The sequence below is a fragment of the Synechococcus sp. MEDNS5 genome, from assembly GCF_014279875.1.
Taxonomy (GTDB): domain Bacteria; phylum Cyanobacteriota; class Cyanobacteriia; order PCC-6307; family Cyanobiaceae; genus Synechococcus_C.
In genome coordinates this window covers 2,347,224-2,365,619 of sequence record NZ_CP047952.1, presented here as the reverse complement: position 1 = coordinate 2,365,619, position 18,396 = coordinate 2,347,224, and the positions used below count along the sequence as shown (strand labels likewise).

The 18,396-nt window shown below is 62.4% G+C and carries 16 protein-coding genes; 3 read left to right on the top strand and 13 right to left on the bottom strand.

The genetic code is table 11. The annotated features are described in order from the left end of the window. Positions 1-56 precede the first annotated feature (56 nt). Positions 57-1,352, bottom strand: coding sequence for a glycosyl transferase (locus SynMEDNS5_RS12680; RefSeq protein ID WP_186583687.1), 1,296 nt, complete (start codon positions 1,350-1,352; stop codon positions 57-59). Between the two features lie 68 nt (positions 1,353-1,420). Here SynMEDNS5_RS12680 and SynMEDNS5_RS12675 point away from each other — a divergent pair, with 68 nt between their 5' ends. Together SynMEDNS5_RS12675 and SynMEDNS5_RS12670 are read left to right on the top strand one after the other, a co-directional pair. Then, a complete protein-coding gene (locus tag SynMEDNS5_RS12675; RefSeq protein ID WP_186583686.1) occupies positions 1,421-3,151 on the top strand; it encodes an alpha-amylase family glycosyl hydrolase in 1,731 nt (576 codons plus the stop codon). After that, complete coding sequence (locus SynMEDNS5_RS12670; RefSeq protein WP_186583685.1) at positions 3,148-3,969, top strand: HAD-IIB family hydrolase; 822 nt, start codon at positions 3,148-3,150, stop codon at positions 3,967-3,969. The genes SynMEDNS5_RS12675 and SynMEDNS5_RS12670 overlap by 4 nt, the downstream gene beginning before the upstream one ends. Here the strand turns inward: SynMEDNS5_RS12670 and SynMEDNS5_RS12665 are convergent. From SynMEDNS5_RS12665 to queC, 4 genes are all read right to left on the bottom strand, one after another. Next, on the bottom strand, positions 3,957-5,534 hold the full coding sequence (locus SynMEDNS5_RS12665) for an APC family permease (RefSeq protein ID WP_186583684.1): 1,578 nt from the start codon (positions 5,532-5,534) through the stop codon (positions 3,957-3,959). The genes SynMEDNS5_RS12670 and SynMEDNS5_RS12665 overlap by 13 nt on opposite strands. Before the next feature lie 128 nt (positions 5,535-5,662). After that, positions 5,663-6,499, bottom strand: coding sequence for an aminotransferase class IV (locus SynMEDNS5_RS12660; protein ID WP_186583683.1), 837 nt, complete (start codon positions 6,497-6,499; stop codon positions 5,663-5,665). Continuing rightward, positions 6,496-7,809 carry an anthranilate synthase component I family protein gene (locus SynMEDNS5_RS12655; protein ID WP_186583682.1) on the bottom strand — a complete coding sequence of 438 codons (1,314 nt, stop codon included), beginning with the start codon at positions 7,807-7,809 and terminating at the stop codon, positions 6,496-6,498. The genes SynMEDNS5_RS12660 and SynMEDNS5_RS12655 overlap by 4 nt, the downstream gene beginning before the upstream one ends. Next, positions 7,806-8,486, bottom strand: coding sequence for a 7-cyano-7-deazaguanine synthase QueC (gene queC / locus SynMEDNS5_RS12650; protein WP_186583681.1), 681 nt, complete (start codon positions 8,484-8,486; stop codon positions 7,806-7,808). Before queC ends, SynMEDNS5_RS12655 begins: the two co-directional genes overlap by 4 nt. A gap of 33 nt (positions 8,487-8,519) precedes the next feature. Between queC and SynMEDNS5_RS12645 the strand changes: the two genes are divergently transcribed. Beyond that, on the top strand, positions 8,520-9,062 hold the full coding sequence (locus SynMEDNS5_RS12645; RefSeq protein WP_186583680.1) for an ecotin family protein: 543 nt from the start codon (positions 8,520-8,522) through the stop codon (positions 9,060-9,062). Positions 9,063-9,092: 30 nt separating this feature from the next. On the opposite strand, the gene SynMEDNS5_RS12640 is transcribed toward SynMEDNS5_RS12645, so the two are convergent. From SynMEDNS5_RS12640 to SynMEDNS5_RS13215, 8 genes are all read right to left on the bottom strand, one after another. Continuing rightward, positions 9,093-10,340, bottom strand: coding sequence for an HlyD family secretion protein (locus SynMEDNS5_RS12640; RefSeq protein ID WP_370593597.1), 1,248 nt, complete (start codon positions 10,338-10,340; stop codon positions 9,093-9,095). Positions 10,341-10,347: 7 nt separating this feature from the next. Continuing rightward, entirely contained in the window at positions 10,348-13,221 is a 2,874-nt protein-coding gene (locus SynMEDNS5_RS12635) for an ABC transporter transmembrane domain-containing protein (protein ID WP_255440179.1), read from the bottom strand. A gap of 99 nt (positions 13,222-13,320) precedes the next feature. Then, the gene (locus SynMEDNS5_RS12630) at positions 13,321-14,064 is read right to left on the bottom strand and encodes a peptidylprolyl isomerase (RefSeq protein WP_186583678.1); all 744 of its coding nucleotides are present in this window, start codon (positions 14,062-14,064) and stop codon (positions 13,321-13,323) included. Positions 14,065-14,109: 45 nt separating this feature from the next. Continuing rightward, entirely contained in the window at positions 14,110-14,697 is a 588-nt protein-coding gene (locus SynMEDNS5_RS12625; protein ID WP_186583677.1) for a M23 family metallopeptidase, read from the bottom strand. A 39-nt stretch (positions 14,698-14,736) separates the two neighbouring features. Then, complete coding sequence (locus tag SynMEDNS5_RS12620; RefSeq protein WP_186583676.1) at positions 14,737-15,363, bottom strand: 7-carboxy-7-deazaguanine synthase QueE; 627 nt, start codon at positions 15,361-15,363, stop codon at positions 14,737-14,739. Beyond that, positions 15,360-16,991 (bottom strand): CTP synthase, encoded by a 1,632-nt coding sequence (locus SynMEDNS5_RS12615; RefSeq protein WP_186583675.1) that lies wholly within the window; start codon positions 16,989-16,991, stop codon positions 15,360-15,362. Before SynMEDNS5_RS12615 ends, SynMEDNS5_RS12620 begins: the two co-directional genes overlap by 4 nt. 61 nt (positions 16,992-17,052) lie before the next feature. Further along, on the bottom strand, positions 17,053-17,535 hold the full coding sequence (locus SynMEDNS5_RS12610; RefSeq protein WP_304623110.1) for a Dps family protein: 483 nt from the start codon (positions 17,533-17,535) through the stop codon (positions 17,053-17,055). Between the two features lie 619 nt (positions 17,536-18,154). Then, positions 18,155-18,394: a hypothetical protein gene (locus tag SynMEDNS5_RS13215; RefSeq protein ID WP_255440177.1), complete on the bottom strand. Its 240-nt coding sequence runs from the start codon at positions 18,392-18,394 to the stop codon at positions 18,155-18,157. Positions 18,395-18,396 lie beyond the last annotated feature (2 nt).

Sequence of the window (18,396 nt, the reverse complement as noted above, 5' to 3'; positions counted from 1 at the left end):
GCGACCGAAAATCAATTGCTTTAGCTTTTCTTCATGACTCATGCTTGTGCTTGCGCTCAGGCCGCAGTGCTGGTGGCTGAGCGGCGTTCAGCGGGGGGTGTCACGGTGGGGCAATTGGGCCGACGTGGACGCCTTGCTCCCTGACTGCGCAAGGTGGGCGCTCGGTCGGCACGTCCCGCCAGGGCGAGGTCGGAGGCAAAGGACGGGTTGCAACTCTGCAACCTCGACCAGCTCGGCAGTTGATGGGCGATCGGCGATGCCATCAAAGACGTGAGGCCTGGCCTCAGGAGTTCGGAGAAGCGATGGACCGCCAGTTCTTCTCCATGTCGGTCGTAGGGCAACCGATTGATCGCTGAGTCGAGTCCGAACTGACGCACCCGATCTTCGCCAACCCGCCGGTACAGCACCTCCAAGGTCGGCAGCTGATCCATGGACACCACGCATCCCTCGTGCTCCATCAGGCTGCGCAACACCGTGCAGAAGATTTCGCTGGCCATGCGCTGCAGTCCCTCGTTCGGCCGTTGGCCCAGGCTCTTGTGCTTGTGATCGAACAGACCCAGGTCCACCTGGGCGATGCGGCTGGGTGCGACGTGCCGATACACCTCTGAGAGCAAGCCCATTTCCAGGCCCCAGTCCGACGGGATGCGCAGATTCATCGCGAGATCCCTTGTAAAGGCGAACTCCCCTGCCAATGGATAGCGAAAGGTCTGTAGATAACGCAGGTAGGGCAGTGGTCCGAAGATCTGCTCCAGGCTCGTCAGCAACGGACCAACAAACAACCTGGTGGCTCGGCCTTGAAGGGCTTGGGTTTCCAGTGAAAGCCGGCTGTAGAACGCTTTCACGTAGGCCATCCCGTGGGATGGGTCGAGTAGGGGTCTGAGCATCCGTTCCGGATAGCCCGAACCGAAGGTGCGGATGTCGGCGTCGAACAGGCCGATCACTTCCGCGTGCTGACAGGCAACCCCCAGGCCTTGCCAAACCGCCCAGCCCTTGCCGGGAGGGCCTGTGAGATCGAGTCCGTGCTGCTCCATCGACGGGAGGATGTCGCTCACAGCCGGACCGTTTGTCCAGTGCACATGCACGGGGAATGGCATGCCCGCGAAGAACGCCTCTGCAGCTTTGACATCGGCTGCGCTGTCCGCTGACAGGGCGATCACCAGATTGGACAGTCCCGTGAGCGAGGACAGCGTGTCGCGAATCAGGCGCAGAGCGGGTCTGCTGAATTCCTCCATCAGACAGGGGATCAGCAGAGCGGTTGGTCTCTGCTGGAGCTCCTTGTTAAAGGCAATGGCGTTGAGATTGCCCAGGCTGTAGTCGTGAACCGTGGCGATCAGGCTCTGCTGAAAATCCATGCGGTGTGCGATGCAACAACGGAAAAAAGGCGGCTGCTTCATACCTGAGGCGGTTCAGGTGAAACAGAGTGCAGCTTCAGAGCGAGCAAACGCTGGGAAATCTGCTGAGGAGCCTTTACTCAGATCATCCTTCCGGGGATCTCGAGACGTTGTCGTCGCAATTGCTGCAGATTCTCGGCTCCACATCGGCGAATGGCGAAATCCGCACCAAAGGCAATCCCTGGAGTGTCGACGATGTGGTGCTGATCACCTACGCCGACACGGTCGTTGAGGCCGATCAGCCGGCCTTGGTGAGCCTTCGCACCTTTTTGAACAGCCAGCTCTCTGAGTTCGCGGCGGTTCTCCATGTGTTGCCGTTCCTGGAGGCCTCGAGCGATGGCGGATTCGCGGTGGCCAGTCACGAACGTCTAGAGGAACGCCATGGTGATTGGAGCGATCTCGCTGATCTTGCCCAGGGGCGCAAGTTGATGGCTGATCTGGTGTTGAACCATGTGTCGGCCTCCCATCCCTGGGTGCGCCAGTTCTTGCGCGATCAGGAGCCGGGTCGGTTCTGCGTGTTGGAGGCGGGTCCTGATCCCTGTTGGGACAACGTGGTGCGTCCCCGCAGTTCCGCACTGTTCACCAAGCTCCAGGGCCCCATCAGCATGCGTCAGGTCTGGACCACGTTTGGGCCCGACCAGGTGGATGTGGATTGGCGCCACCCCGAGGTTCTGCTCGGATTCACCCGCCTGCTCGCCCGCATGGTGGCTCATGGGGTGGGCTGGATCCGTCTGGATGCGGTGGGGTTCGTCTGGAAGGAACCCAACACCACCTGTATTCACCAGCCTCAAGCCCATCAGCTGGTGGAACTTTTGCGTCAGTTGCTGACGATCGCCTGCGCCGACGGAGTGGTGGTCACGGAAACGAATGTCCCTGAACAGGAGAATCTGTCGTATCTGCGCACGGGTCGAGAGGCCCATCTGGCCTACAACTTTCCCCTGCCACCGCTGCTGCTTGAGGCGGCTGTCAGCGGCTCCGCTGAATTGCTCAATCGTTGGCTGTCGCGCTGGCCGTCGCTACCGGAGTCGACGTCGTTGCTTAATTTCACCGCCTGTCATGACGGCGTGGGGCTGAGACCGTTGGAGGGATTGATGCCGCCGTCACGGTTGAGGGAGCTGTTGATCGCGTGTGAGCAGCGCGGGGGTCTGGTGAGCCATCGCCGGTTGGCCGATGGCACTGAAGTGCCCTACGAAATCAACATCAGCTGGTGGAGCGCCATGGCCGATGGGGGCGTTGACCCCAGCTATCGGCAGAGGGAACGCTTTCTGCTCACCCAGTTGATGGTGCTCGCTCTGCCTGGAGTTCCGGCGTTCTATCTGCCGGCTTTGCTCGCCACCGCCAATGACCTCGGTCGCTTCAGGCGCTCGGGGCATCGACGGGATCTCAACCGACCCCAGTTCAAGCAAAGGACGCTGGAACGTCGTCTGCAGGATCCAGACAGTGATGCCTCAGCCGTTTTGACTGCGCTGAAGCAGGCACTTGCGGTGCGGGCAACGCTGCCGGCGCTGCATCCGGATGGCCAGCTTCAGGTGCTGACCCCAGACCGGGTGGATCGTGTCGTGTTGCGCCGTTCCCACGCAGGTCATGACCTTCTGGCGGTTCATAACGTCACATCGACCCGTCTCAGCCTGGATCCCTCCGGACTGCTCGACCAGGAGGATGCATCACTCTGGGTCGATTGCCTCAGTGGCCGCACCCTGGAGCCCTGCAAACGCCATCTGTTGAACCCTTATGAGGTGCTCTGGCTGGTGAGGTCATGAAGACAACCCTGAGGCGTCAGTGGTGGGTGGTTACCGACCTCGATGGCACGTTGATGGACCATCGCTACGACTGGGCACCGGCTCTGGGCACGATTCGTCTGCTGCAGCGTCGGGGTATTCCCGTCATTCCATGTACGAGCAAAACAGCGGAAGAAGTCCGTCGTTTCCGTGAACAAACCGGACTTCGGGATCCTTTCATCGTCGAGAATGGGGGAGCCATTCATGGTGAGAACGCCGATGGGAGCCCCTGGCAGCAGCGGCTCGGTCCGTCATGGCAGGAGCTGCGCCCACAGCTCTCAGTGCTGGCACGGGATCTGGGGCAACCGTTGCAGGCGCTTGACGATCTCAGTGATCAGGACGCCGATCGCTTGCTTGGCCTGGGCGGGGAAGCACTGCGACAGGCCCAGCGTCGGGCCTGCAGTGTGCCGTTCGTTTCTCCGCTGGATGCCGAGTCCCGCAGGCGCCTGCAACAGCTGGCGAAGGCCCGTCAACTTGCAGTTGTGCAGGGAAATCGCTTGGGGCATCTGCTGGGAGCCGACGTCAGCAAAGGCCGGGCCCTTGCGGTGCTGAAGCAGCGCCAGGGAGCGTCTGAGGTGGCTGTTCTGGCTTTGGGTGATTCGCCCAATGATCTTCCTTTGCTGCACGCCGGCGACCGCTCGATCGTGGTGCCAGGGGTGGATGGACCGCATCCCGACCTTCAGGCCGGACTGGCGGATGGTCGTTTCAAGTTGGCACCGGCCCCCCATGCGCTGGGGTGGTCTGCAGCCGTTGAGCGCTGGCTTCCAGGACTTCTCGATGACGTGAATCAGGTGGATTGAGTGCTGCCTGTCGGTTGTGTCAGCGGCGTGAGCGCATGGGGTGAGGCATCCTTCAGCGCACTGTTCACCGCCAGTGGCATCACCCCTAGAGCCAGACCTGCCAGCACGGAGAGGTGCCAGCCCATGGGCAATTCCAGGGGCTGGCCTGTGCTGAACAGTTCCATATCAAGAATCAACAGACCGAGATACAGCGCCCACCACAGTCCGCTTGACAGCTCGATCGGCTGGCCTTTCCAGGCGTTGCTGAGGGCGTAGATCAGGCTGGGAACCGCAATCACCAGCACGGCTCCCTCCAAAGCCTCCCGCCCGCTCCAGCTTGTCGCCCAGGTGGCCATCACGAAGGCCATGCCGCTGAGCAGCCAGGGGCAGGGAATCTGAAAGCGCCTGGGAGCGTTCGGCAGTTGGCGGCGCAGGGCGAGCAGGCTCACCGGGCCCATGGCCAGGGCGATGATCAAGGTGGAGGTCAGAAAGCTGACCACGTCCTGCCAGCTCGGCGCCAGCCATAGAAGAACGGTGCTGATCACCAGGCTGCTGATCAGCGACCAGTGGGGGACCCCCCGACTGTTCAAGCGCCCGAGAGCGCCCGGAAGCAGTCGGCACTCTCCCATCATCCAGCTCACCCGTGCGGAAATCCCCAGGTAGGCCATGCCTGTGGCACCGGGGGAGGCCACGGCATCGATGAGCAGCAGGGTGGCTATCCAGCCCAGGCCCAAACCTGTGGCCAGCGCCACGAGCGGACCCCCATGGGCACTGAGGCTGAGACGGCTCCAACCCTCTTGCAAGGCCTCCGGTGGGATGCTGACCAGAAAGCCGAGCTGCAGCACGAGATAAATCAGCAAACACAGGCCCAGTCCGACCCCCATGGCAAGGGGGACATTGCGCTGGGGATCGCGCACTTCCCCGGCGAGGTCCATCGCCGTGCGGAAACCCAGCAGGCTGAACAGAATTCCGCCGCTACCGATGGCATCCACCAGCGTGTCTTGCTGCCCTGGTACCGGCAGTTGCAGATTGCTCCAGTGGCCTGACATCAGCATCAGGCTGATGGACACCAGCAGGGGAACGACGAGTTTCCACAGGGTGAGACCGTCGATCCAGCGCGCCAGTTGGCTGACGCCTGCAAGATTGATCCAGGTGAACAGCACCAGCAGGGCCACCGCCACAAGCTGGCCGGCGCCCGTGAGGTACTGAGAGCTGCCCACATCGCGGGTGAGCCAGGGCAGCACGCTCGAGAGGTATTGGAGCAGGGCCAGCACTTCGATTGTGGGCAGCGACACGTAGGAGATCCAGGCGCTCCAGCCGCCGATGAATCCCGACAGGCGTCCGTGGCTGAGCAGGGGCAGCTGGGCCAGGGCTCCGGAGCTGCTCACCAGAGCGCCCAGCTCAGCGAACACCAGAGCGAGAAGAAAGGCCATGACTCCGCCGATCACCCAGGCCAGCAGGCTTGCGGGGCCTGCGATGCGGGCACAGAAATAGGGAGCGAACAGCCAGCCTGAGCCGATGGTGCCGGTCACCACCGTAAGAATCAGGGAGTTGAGGCCCAGGTCGCGTTTGAGGGTCGCTGCCAAGGATCAGGATCTTGCGGAGGGTCTGCCTTCGCAAAAGGTTGGCAGACGCTCCGACGCGGTGCATGCGTGCGGGCAAAAGCACGTTTACGCGTCAGTTAAGTAACTGATACAATGCGAATACGTAACACCTAAGCCTGCAGGAGCTCTCTCCAGAGCTGCTCCGGATTCGAGCACGGTTGCAATGCCTGTGCATTGAGCATCTGCAGGGGGCGGCAGCTGAGGCTGTTGATGAGCAGAGCTAGGTCCCCTGTCTGCAGGTCGGGGCCAAGGTGCGCCTCCACGGCCAGACCCAGCTCCAGAGCCCGGGCCCGCATCACCCCGGGCAGGCAGCCGCTGCTCAGAGGCGGTGTGATCCACTGGCCCTGCCGCCGCAGGAGCAGGTTGGCGCTGTCGCCACAGCAGAGCTCTCCGCTGGTGTTGCGCAGCAGGGCCAGTTCGGCGCCGTGCGTCTGGGCTTCCCGGCGGGCCTGGATCGCCTGGCCGTAGGCAAAGGTTTTGCAGCGGCTCAACCGGCTGGAGGCGTTGCGTTGCTCCTCAACGCTGATCCAGGCCTGGGCAGGGGTGAAGCAGGGGTGATGGCGCTGCAGGGTGAGCCAGAAGCAGTGCGCGTCGCGATCGGGTTCGCCAGGGGGCAGGCCGATGCCCCGCTCGGCTGCTTGGCCGCGGCTCCAGTTCAGCCGCAGGGCCCCCGCCAGGCCTGGACCGTTGAGGTCTGCTTTGGCGATGCCCTCTTGGATCAGCAGATGGAGCCAGGACTGGCTGGGTGGCGGTGCCATCCCCAGAAGGGCTGCGCTGTGCTGCCAGCGCTGCAGGTGGGCGTCCAGCAATTGGGCGTCCCCGTTAAGGACGAGCACGGTTTCAAACAGACCGTCCGCGAGCTGCAACCCCCTGTCCGTCAAGGGGAGACCCAGGGTCTTGGCTTCACTCCAGTGGCCGTTGATCCATCCCAGTACCGGAGCGCTCATGCCAGCGCCTCCAGCAGGGGCAGCAGTTTCCAGTTGAGTTCCTCCGCCTCTTCTGCAGGATCGGAGTCGGCCACGATCCCGCATCCCGCGTGCAGACGGAGCTGGTGGTCCTTGCGCAGGAGGGAGCGGATCAGGATGTTGCTGTCGAAGCCGCCATCCCAGTCGATGTGCAGGATCGAGCCGCAGTAGGGGCCTCGGCCCAGAGGCTCTAGCTCCTGCAGTCGCTGGCAGGCGCGCAGCTTGGGAGCGCCCGTGATCGAGCCCCCCGGCCAGCTGGCTTCAAGCAGATCCACCCAAGTGGTGCCGGCGCGCAACTGGCCGGTCACCACCGAGGTGAGGTGATGCACACGGGCATAGCTTTCAAGCCGTACCAGGTCCGGCACCTGCACGGATCCCGGTTTGCAGACGCGACCGAGATCGTTGCGCAGCAGATCCACGATCATTACGTTTTCGGCCCGGTCCTTGGCGCTGCACACCAGCTCCGCTGCGAGGGCATCGTCGATCAAGGGGTCGGCATGGCGTGGACGGGTGCCCTTGATCGGTCGGGTCTGCACAGCGCCCTCCGGATTCACTTGCAGGAACCGCTCTGGGGAGGTGGAGAGCACCGCTTCGCCGGCGGCCGCTCCGCCGCCGATCAGCACACCGCTGAATGGGGCCGGGCAACGTTGACGCAGGCGTTCGTACAGGTTGAGGTTGCTGATCGGGTCTTGCAGCTCGGCACTGGCACAGCTAGTGAGATTCGCCTGAAACAGATCGCCACTGGCGATCAGTTCGCGGATGCGCATCACCCCGGCCATGAAGGCTTCACGGTCGCTTTGGCGTTGCCAGGTGCAGCCCAGCGGCTGCTTCGTGCTGGCTTCGGATGGGATGGCTTCGATTGGCTGGGTCTCCAGCAGTTGTGCCATCGCGGCATGGCGAGAGGGGTCGATGCCTTCCAGGTGAAGCTCTCTGGCCTGCAGGTCAAAGCGCAGCACAGGGTCGTGGCGGGCGATCCAGAGGCTGGCCATCGGGTCCCGGCGCCATGGGTTGCCGGGTTCTGTCCAGGCGGCGGCGTCGTAACTCAGCCAACCGGTCCAGTGCCCCGCTGTCAGCTCCCGCAGAGTGGTGAAGGGATTGCGGGCGCCGGAATCTCCAGGCAGGCCGCGGCAGCAGTGCTGCTCGACGGGGTCCACCGCCAGGGTGATGCGTTGCCCGAGGGGGCCACCGTCACCATCGAGCCAGACCAGTCCCTGCTCACCGTGGTGGCGGGCCAGCGCCGCCGCCGCTCTGGTGGGGTTGATCCAGGGCAGTCGCCTGCGCAGCAGGGTCATCGGCTGTTGCTGCTGCAGAGATCAGGGCGACCGGCATCCCGCAGCGCGGCATCGCGGATCCGGCAGCTGTCACACACGCCGCAGGGGTGATCACCGCCGCTGTAACAGCTCCAGGTGCGTTCGATCGGGACCCCCAGGCGTAGTGCTTCTTCCACAATTTTTTGTTTGCTCCACACCACCAGTGGTGCCCATAGGCGCGGGCCCCGACCTTCCCGGCCCACCTTGCTGCTGAGATCTGCCAACGTCTGAAAGGCGTTGAGGTAATCCGGTCGGCAATCCGGATAGCCGGAGTAATCCACGGCATTGATGCCCAACACCACTTGTGTGGCACTGCGGGCTTCCGCCAGGCTCAGGCCGATGCTGATGAACACTGTGTTGCGACCGGGCACGTAGGTGCTGGGAATCGTGCCCTCCCGGACCCCATCGGTGGGAAGAGATTGCGTTGTGTCCGTGAGGGATGACCCTCCCCAGCTCGCCAGGTTCACGCTGATGATGTGATGTTCGAACAGGTTCAGGACCTGGGCGATCTCCTCAGCGGCCTGAAGTTCCCGGCGGTGGCGCTGGCCATAATCGAACGACAGGCCGATCACGCGATAACCGGCTTCCTGAGCCAGCGCAGCGGCAGTGGCGGAGTCGAGCCCTCCGGAGAGCAGGGCGATCGCGGTGGAATCGGTCATGCTGGGCATTCTGTTGCCGCACGGGTGTCGACGATGGCCTTCTCTCAGTCTCTGACGACGATCTCCAGGGCTTTTGCCGGGGCCTCCTTGATCCTGGTGAGTGCTCTCGACCCCGTGGCAGCAATCCCCCGCTTGAACCTGAGCGGTTATCCGCAACCGGCACCGGGATTGCAGCGCTGGGTGATCCAGCCGTCCGGGCTGCTGCCGAAGACCACCGATCCGCTGGTTTCAGCCCATCCGCTCGACTGGCGCATTCAGTTGATCGTGGGCCAGGAGGTGACCTTGGATTGCAACCTTCAGAGGTTGTCCGGTCCTGGGATGACCATGCGCATGCTGCCCCAGGCGTCGGGCAAGGCCCTGTTTGAAGTGGGGGGACCGTTGCGCGTGATCAGCACCAAAAAGGCTTGCCCACCTGGAGAGCCCGTGAAACGCTCGTTCCTCTCCCTGGGCCTGCAGCCCTATCTGGTGCCTTACAACCCGTCATGGCCGATTGTGGTGGATTTGCCAGAGGGTGCCGAACTGCGTTGGCGCCTCTGGAAAGCGGAAACCCGCCAGCAGAAAGCAGTGAAGCTTTGAACAGCCCTTTGGGCTGATTGGCCTGGGGGCTCAGAGCTGCCTCAGGGAATCAGTTTTGCTTTGGAATGTATTCAGCAGGAGCTGCAGATAGCTGACGCTGCGCAGTTTGATGTTGGCCGTTAGCGACATGCCCACCTGCAGAGGTAACTCCTTGCCGTCGTTGAGTTTGAGTTGCTGGCTATCAAGCTTGATCACTGCCGGATAGGTGTATTCCTGACGCATCTGCTGGGGGTCAGGGGCGAGGGCGTCCGAGCCGACCGCTTGCACGGTTCCGGCCAGCACGCCGAAGTCTGTGGCGGGGAAGGAATCGATGCTGATATCGGCTGGTTGGCCAGGGCGTACGAAACCGATCTTGTTGCTGGGGATCTCCACATCGGCTTCCAGGGTGTTGAAGGGAACCACCTTCAAGGCCACCTCCGATGACATGGCCTGGGAGACAAAGCCGGGGTTGTTGAGTTTGAGATCAAACACGATTCCATCCACCGGAGCGCGCAGGGTCTGGTTTTTGTTGGTGACCCGCACGTCGGTGAGGTTCGCGTTCAGCTGGGCCCGTTCGCTGCGCAGTCCTGCGAGCTCGGCATTGAGTTGTTCAATCTGTTGATCGATCTGGTTGATCTGACGGCGTCCATCCAGATCCCGTTTGGTGAGTTCGCCCTTGAGCTCCTGCACCTTGTTGCGCTGTTGCAGGTATTGAATGTCTTGCACGGCGCCCTCCTTGGCCAGGCTTGCCAGGCGCGTGAGAATCTCTTGCTCGAGTCCGAGATTGGCCCGGGTTGTGGCCACCTGTTCCCGGTTCAGTTCTTCGGTGCGGACGCGCTCCAGTTTTTTGAGCTGCAACTGCTGCTCTTTCTGGCTGATTTGGGTTGTTTTTTCTTCCAGCCCTTGTCTGAGTGATTTCAGCTGTTCAGCGGAACTTTCTTGATCGAGGCGGATCAAGGCCTGCCCCTTGCTCACCCGTTGGCCACTTTTCACCAGGATCTCCTCCACCACGCCACCGGGCGGAATGCGCACATCCTTCACGTTGCCCACCGGTTCCAGTTTGCCCTTGGCCACCACCACTTCCTCGGTGCGGGCAACGGCGAGCCAGCCGATGCCCAGTGCGGTGGTGCCGATCAGGGTCCAGGTCACCGTCTTCATCCAGAAGCGGCTTTGCTGCAGCACGTTTTCCTGGTCGGAAATCGTGGTGATGCGGCTTTCAAGGGCTGAGCGGGCCTGCTTCACCAGCTTCCCGGCCGGGCTGGACTGCTCCTGATCGTTCGGTCCGTTGTTGGGATTCATGGTCATGTCAGCTGGCCTCCTGCTGGCGATAAAGGGCGTAGTACCGACCGCGACGGTCCATCAATTCATCGTGGGTTCCCTGCTCCACCAGGGCTCCTTGGTGCATCACCACAATCAGATCGGCTCGGCGCACGGTGGACAGACGGTGGGTGATGAAGAAAACGGTGCAGTCGTGCAGAGCCTGGATCAGGTTGTCGCAAACCTTGCGTTCGGTTTCATAGTCCAAAGCGCTGGTGGCTTCATCCATCACCAGAAGCTTGGGATTGGCCAGCAGGGTTCGGGCGATGGCGATGCGCTGCCGCTGCCCACCGCTGAGGGAGGCGCCCCGCTCGCCCACCGGTGTGCTGTAACCGGCTGGCAGCTCCATGATGAAATCGTGGGCACAGGCCACTTGCGCGGCGAGCACGATCTCTTCACTGGAGGCATCCGGCTGGGTGAGGGCGATGTTCTCGTTCACGTTGCCGGAGAACAAGAGGGGATCCTGGGGAACGATGCCGATCTGGCGACGCAGCGAATAAAGCTCCACTTTGTCGATGTCGTAGCCGTCGATCAGGATGCGGCCCTGATCTGGTGAGTACAGCCGCGGTAGCAGTTTCATCAGGGTGCTCTTGCCGCTGCCGCTCTGTCCCACGATCCCCACGAAGGTGCCTGCTTTGATCTGCAGGGACACGTCGTGCAGCACCGGTGGGGTGCCGGGGCTGAAGCCGAACGTGAGGTTGTCGAAGCTCACGGCGCCCTCGATCGGTGGCAGGGGCACCTTGGCTTTGTCCTGATCGTCTGATTCCTGGGGGGTGTCGATCACATCCGCCAGGCGCTCAAAGCTCACGCGCAGTTCCTGGATCGTCTGCCAGATCGAGGACAGGCGCAGCAGTGGTTGGGTGACATAGCCGGAGATGATCCGGAACGCGATCAGCTGGCCAAGGGTGAGATCGCCTGATAGCACCAGGGTGGCGCCCACCCACAGCACAAGCAGCTGGGAGATCTTCTGGAGCACCTGGGAGGTCTGGCTCAGGGCCGTGCCGGTGATTGTTTTCTCAAAGCTGCGGCTGATGTACTTCCCGTAGCGCTCCTGCCAGGTCCAGCGGCTGATCATTTCCACGTTCTGGCTTTTCACCGTTTGAATTCCGGTGAGCACCTCAACCAGATGGCTTTGGGTGGAGGCGTTGGCCTCGGCGGCCTTGCGGTATTGGCGCCGGAACAGGGGGGCACCCAGCAGGGTGAGTCCCACCTGGATCGGCAGAACCGCCAGGGCGATCAGGGTGAGCAGCCAGCTGTAAATCAGCATCACCACGATGTAGATCAGCGAAAAAGCTGCATCCAGAACCGTGGTGAGGGCCTGGCCGGTGAGGAAGTTGCGGATCTTCTCCAGCTCACTGATGCGCGACCCGAGCTCACCCACCGGTCGTCGGTCGAAATAGCCGAGGGGGAGGCGCAGCAAGTGGTCGATCACCTCCGCACCCAGCCGCTGGTCGATGCGGTTGGTGGTTTCCGAGAACAGATAGGTTTTCAAACTGCCAAGGACCCCCTCCAGCAGGGTGACGGCCACCAGGGCGAAGCCCAGCACCTGCAGGGTGTCCAGGCTGCGCTGAGAGATCACCTTGTCGATGATCACCTGAATCAGCAGGGGGTTGGCCAGGGTGAACAGCTGCACCACAAAGCTGGCGGTCAACACCTGAATCAGCACCCCGCGGTAGCGCTTCAGAGCTGGCCAGAACCAGGAAGGGCCAAAGGTCTGTTCCGGTGTGGTGCTGGTGCGATCCAGCAGCAACAGATCGATGCCTTCGGGGAATGCGTTATCGAGCTGCTCGGCATCCAGTTCCACGAACCCTTGGCTGGGGGAGGCGAGCACCAGTCCGCGCTGATCGCTGCGAACGGCAAGGGCAAACGCCTCCCCCCAGGGCACCAGGGTGGGAGTCTGCAGGCGCAATCCCATCCGAGCGGCCACCTTGGCGCCGGAGACATGCAACCCCAGGCCTGCTGCAATCTGTCCGCAGAGCCTGAGGGTGGGCGTTTGCCCCCGGCGCAGCTGATCGCGCAGCACCCGCTCGATGGCATCGCGCCGGAACGGAAGCTTCATCAGCTTCGTGAGCATCTGGAAACAGGCCAGGGTCTCCTCCACCACCCCTTCGCCGGCCACGAAGAAATCGCGGTTGTCGGTTCCTGGTTGATTGAACCGACTCACCGGTGGACGGAGCGGTGCCTGGGGAATGTCACTTCGGCTCAGGGCGCTGTCTGGGGATGGACTGATCACCTCCGCTTCGAGCAGGGTGTCAGCTGCTGCATCGGGCTCGAGGTCCTGTAATGCTGTTGCCGGAAGGGCAATCAGGCGCAGGGGCCAGCCATGGCGGTCTGCCGGAAGGGCCGCGATCGCATCGGTGTCCTGCAGTTCATCGCCTGGTGTACCGAGATCCGGATTGTCCGGACTGCTGGCGAGGAACAGGCGCTGTTGCGCGCTCAGTGCTGACTGCACAGCTGAGCTGTCCGAGGCCTCGAGGAGGTGGGCCAACGGCAGCAGTTCACTCAGCCAGCTGCTGAGGGAACGGGATTGCTTGGGGGACCTGTTCAGCAGGTTCTGCAGCACAGCGGCTAACTCCGCCTCCCAGAGGTGATGACGGCAGCTGGCGGCAATGGCTGCATCGCTCTGTATCAACTCGAGAAACTGCTCATCGCTCAGGCAGCGCGCAACGAGCTCCGAGGCGGCGCGAACGTCTTCACAGCCGGCACCGCGGAGTAGCGAGGCCACACCGATCACGCTGCCGGCTTCGAGTTTGGTGAGAGTGCTGAGGCGACCGTCCTGTTCACCGAGCAGCCGAGCATTCCCCGTTTCGATTAGCAGAACCTGCCCGGGAATGAAGCGGCCTTCGCAGAGCGGTTGTCCCAACTCGTAGCGCTGTGCTTCCCCCAGCTCGCGAAATTTGGCGCGTAGGGCACTGAGTCCGTTCGACGTTGCGAGTTCCAGGGTTGTGCAGTTGCGCTTTATCTATTTTCCAAGATTTGAAAACGATTTCATGACTGAAATTGTTTGCATTTGCAACCAGTTCTGAAGCAGTTCCTCCGCCATCCTCTGACGCATGGCGTCATCAAAGCTGGCTTCGTGGCGCTCCTCCAGCCGGGTGACCACCCACCACTGTTCGATCAGCATCGGCTCCAGCACCACGCCCGGGGTGGCTGTGCGCAAAGCAGTACGCAGTCGGGGATGGGCGCGCATGAGGCTGGCCGGTCCGACCAGACCACTGCTGCTTTTTTCCGGCCCCTCGCTGTGATCTTTGGCCAGGCTTTCAAAGTTGGCTTCGCCAGCTTCCAGCTGCAGGTACAGCTCATGGGCCATGCCCGAGTCCTTCACGCGCAGCAGGCTGTAGGTCGCTTGATCCAGGGCTTCCTTGCGCTGAAGGAACCGAGCTTCAGCCTGAACTCCGAACCAGTCGAGGGACAGCTTGGATAATTTCAGGGGGAGGCTGAGTTGATGCAGCAGTTCCTTTCTGTTGAGGCTGCGCTCCTCAAGCCAGCTGTTCAGGGCGGCTTCGTCATTGAGCTGCTCCTGCCGGCAATGGTTGATCAGGGCTTTCTGCACCAGCTCATCCGGCGGCGTGAGCTCGACGGTTGCTTGTTCCATCAGTTGGCGGCGAACCAGCGAGTGCAGCAAGTCGCTGCGGCGCAGCAGGTCGAGGGTGTCGGCACCCAGGGCGGCGAGAGAGGCCTGTACGGCTGGCTGGAGATCATCCATCGGCCGAACCTAGCGGGGTTAGATGTGGGATTTCAGCGTTGTCCTTCAGTGGGGAAGGAGCGGTGCCAGATCAAGGGCATAGGCCTGCCGTCCCTGCAGGTGTCGCAGCTCCACGTGCAGATGGTCGGTGCTGGCTGATCCGCTGCGGCCAACGCGGCCGATGCGCTCACCGGCCCGCACCAGCTCACCTGGCCTCACATCTGCTTTCTGCAGGTGGGCATACACGGTCTGCCATCCCCGGCCATGGTCCAGCAGAACAGTGAGGCCGTAGCCACTGATCGCCTGAACCAGGTGCACCCGCCCGGAGAGCATGGCGAGCACGGGTGTGGCGGCCGGAGCGATCAGGTCGTGTCCCACATGCATGCGCCAGCGCTTGCGCTGGTTTGAGTAGCGCCAGCCGTAGGGCTGCACTTCTTCGGCGGGCCGGTCGAGTGGATAGCTCAGCCGCAGCGACTCCCCCGGCCGGAAGGGCCTGTGGGAGCTGGGTAGCTGCCGGGGCCGCGAGGAACTGAGCAGCGCCAGGTTGGAGACCCCTGTGCGCTTCGGCACCCGTTGCGGGGGCTGCGGTTGTGCGTGCCCATGGAGCCCATGGCCGCTGGCCAGCATCAGTGCCATGAGCAGCGCCAGGCGCATGGGGGCATCCGGTGTTGATGACCTGCCGGTTGTATCGGCTCAACGCACCCCAAGCCACTTGTGACTTTGCAGGCTGAGTCGCCAATGGCCGTTGCGGCGTGCAGCATCGAGCGCAAGCTGTTGCCCTTCAGCACTGTCCCATCCGGGTTGCAGCAGCCAGGTGGCCTGCGGCGCTTGCGCTGCCACCACGTCAGCGAACAGCAGGTCGGCGGGATTATGCACCACCACCTTCAGTTCATGGCAGCAGCTCAGTAGCTCCGCCCGGGGAGGCGCGTGGCGTTTCGGCGAAAGGGTGATCCAGTCGGGATCACCACTGAGCGGGTCGACACCGCTGGTTTCCAGATGCAGCGGCAGCCCGCAGGCGCTGCGCAGGGCCTGCGCGAGGGCGTCGAGGTTGTGATGCAGCGGTTCGCCGCCTGTGATCACCACAAAGGCCGCACCGTCGCTGGCTGCAGCCGCTGCTTCGGTGGCAAGGCTCTGGAGGGGCCTCAACGGATGGGATTCAGCAGGCCAGGAGTGTTTGGTGTCGCACCAGCTGCAGCCCACGCTGCATCCCGCCAGGCGGATGAAGAAAGCACTGCGGCCGGCATGGAGACCCTCTCCCTGGAGGGAGTGAAAGGTCTCCACCACCGGGAGAGAGGCGGAATCCGGCGGACCCTGACTCACGCCGTGGCCTTGATTTCGCTGGGACTGTTCGGCAGTCGTTGTTGGGCGGCTTCGATCAGGCCACGGAAAAGGGGATGGGGTTGGCCTGGCCGGGAGAGGAATTCCGGGTGGTACTGGCAAGCCGTGAAGAACGGATGCTCCGGTAGTTCGATCAGTTCCACCAGGCGCCCGTCTGGGGAGCTGCCGCTGATCCGATACCCCGATTCAAGAAAGAGATTGCGGTAGGCATTGTTGAACTCGTAGCGATGGCGGTGACGTTCGTACACCACTTCATCGCCATAGAGCCGATCGGCCATGGAGCCCTCAGCGATTCGGCAGGGGTACACCCCGAGGCGCATGGTGCCGCCCAGGTCCACCACGTCCTGCTGTTCCGGCAGGAGGTGAATCACCGGATGGCTGGTGCCGGGCTCCAGTTCCGCACTGGTGGCATCCGGTAAGCCAGCCAGGTTCCGGGCCCACTCGATCACCGCGCACTGCATGCCCAGGCACAACCCCAGGAACGGAATGCGCTGTTCCCTTGCCCAACGGATTGCTGCCACCTTGCCATCCACACCACGGTTGCCGAAGCCGCCCGGTACAACCACGGCATCCATGCCATGCAGCAGGGCATCAGCGCCGCGGTTTTCGATCTCTTCCGCGCAGACCCAGTGCAGGTCGAGGGAGGCATCCTGGGCGAGACAAGCGTGGCGCAGGGCTTCCACCACCGAGAGGTAGGCGTCATTGAGTTGCACGTACTTGCCGACCAGGGCCACCTTCACGGCCGGACCGGGGTTGCGCATTTTGTGCACCAGCTGCTGCCAGGCGCTCATGTCGCTCTCATGGTCGGTGAGATTGAGCACATCCAGCACTTCCCTGCACAGCCCCTGTTCTTCGAGGGTCTGGGGCACGGCATAAATGCTGTCGGCATCGAGGGAGGGGATCACGGCCCGCTCGAGCACGCCACAGAATCCGCCGATTTTGCGTTTGAGTTCAGCGTTGATCTCCCTGTCGCTGCGGCACACCAGCACATCTGGTTGGATGCCGATCGAGCGCAGCTCCTTCACCGAGTGCTGGGTGGGTTTGGTCTTCAGTTCGCCTGAGGTGCCGATGTAGGGCAGCAGGGTCACATGGATGTAGGCCAGATCATGGCGACCCACATCCCCCCTGAATTCTCGAATGGCCTCGAGGAAGGGCAGGGATTCGATGTCGCCCACGGTGCCGCCGATCTCGGTGATCACCACATCCGCATTGCTGTTGGAGGCAACGCGGTGAATGCGATCGCGGATCTCCCCCGTGATGTGCGGGATTACCTGCACGGTGCCGCCGTTGTAGTCGCCCCTGCGTTCCTTGTTAATCACCGACTGATAGATCGAGCCGGTGGTCACGCTGTTCAGGCGTGACATCGCCGTGTCGGTGAAGCGTTCGTAGTGGCCGAGATCAAGATCGGTCTCGGCGCCGTCCTCAGTGACGAACACCTCGCCGTGTTGATACGGGCTCATGGTGCCGGGATCCACATTCAGGTAGGGATCCAGCTTCAGGATCGACACGCTGTATCCGCGTGATTTCAGCAACCGCCCAAGGCTGGCGGCCACGATGCCCTTGCCGATGCTGGAGACCACTCCACCGGTGACGAAGACGAACTTGGCCATGACCCCCCGGGTGACTCTTCAATGTACCGAGCACCCCAAGGGCTGAGGACCCCCTCCGATTTCACTCCTCCAGGAGGCTGCGCAACATCCAGGCGGTCTTCTCGTGAATCTGCAGACGCTGGGTGAGCAGGTCAGCCGTGGGTTCATCACTGGCAGCCTCGGCCAGTGGGAACACGCTGCGGGCTGTGCGTGCCACCGCTTCATGGCCGGCCACCAACTCGCGCACCATGTCGAGCGCTGCGGGTTGCTGATCGGCTTCCTTGATCGATGCCAGGCCGGCCAGGGTGGAACCACCGTGGGGTGCGACCACGCCCAGGGCCCGGATGCGCTCGGCGATCACATCGAGAGCATTCCAGAGTTCGGTGTACTGCCCCATGAACATCAGGTGCAGGGTGTTGAACATGGGGCCGGTCACGTTCCAGTGGAAACCGTGGGTTTTGCCGTACAGCACATAGGTGTCCGCAAGCAAACGGCTGAGGCCTTCCGCGATCTCATTCCGTTGGGCTTCTGAGATACCGATGTTGATGGTGGGCGTGCTGGCCATGGTTTTAACGGCGATGTGGCGCTTCTAGCTCAGGAATCCAGCCCCTGGATGTAATCGCGCACCTTGGATCGGCGCTGGGGTTGCCTGCAACGGCCCCTCTTCGCCCACGAAGAAGTCCTGATTGTTCTCTTGTTCGCTGTTGAAGTGGCTGATGGGAGGGCGTAGCGGGGCTTGGGATTTCTTCGGCTTTCGACTTGTCTGCTTAGGTGTTGAATCACGTTCCGTGCTTGTTGCACTGCAGCAGCGTCGTTGTCATCGAGGTTCTGCTCTTGGGGCAGTAGCTCTTCAATCCAGTTGTTCAGCGATCGCGATGCCAGTTCGGCCGTTCATAGATGGCCAAAGCATTCAGCCCGAATGGTTGGGTTGTTTTGCTTTAAATCCAGAAAGTCTTCGTCGCTCAGCCTGCGCACTAAAGGCTCAGATGCCATTCGCACGTCTTCCTAGGGAGAACCTCGTAAGAAAGAAGCCGCTCCAACCAGTTTTCCTGCATCCCGTTTGGCGGGGGTGCTGAGACGGCCATCTTCTTCACCCAGAAGGCGGGCTGTGCCGCGTTCGAGGAAGATTTACTGCAGGGCCTGCAGCCCATTGGATGAGGTTGTCGTCAGGAGAGGCAGGCTTTCTAAAGGTCATTCTCGCGGCTGCAAATCGCTTTGACGAGATTGTTCGTTTCAGTTGTGATCCATTGCTCAAGAAGTTCGCTTTCCATCCGTTGTCGCATGGCGTCATCTCTTAGACGTTGTTGAAGCTGGGGATGGTCGCGCGAGATCAGGGTGGGTCCCACCCTGCCACCATTTCTTTGCTCAGGCCCTTCGCTGTAGTTGGTCGCCAGCTTCTCGAAGCTCGTTTCACCAACCTCCAATT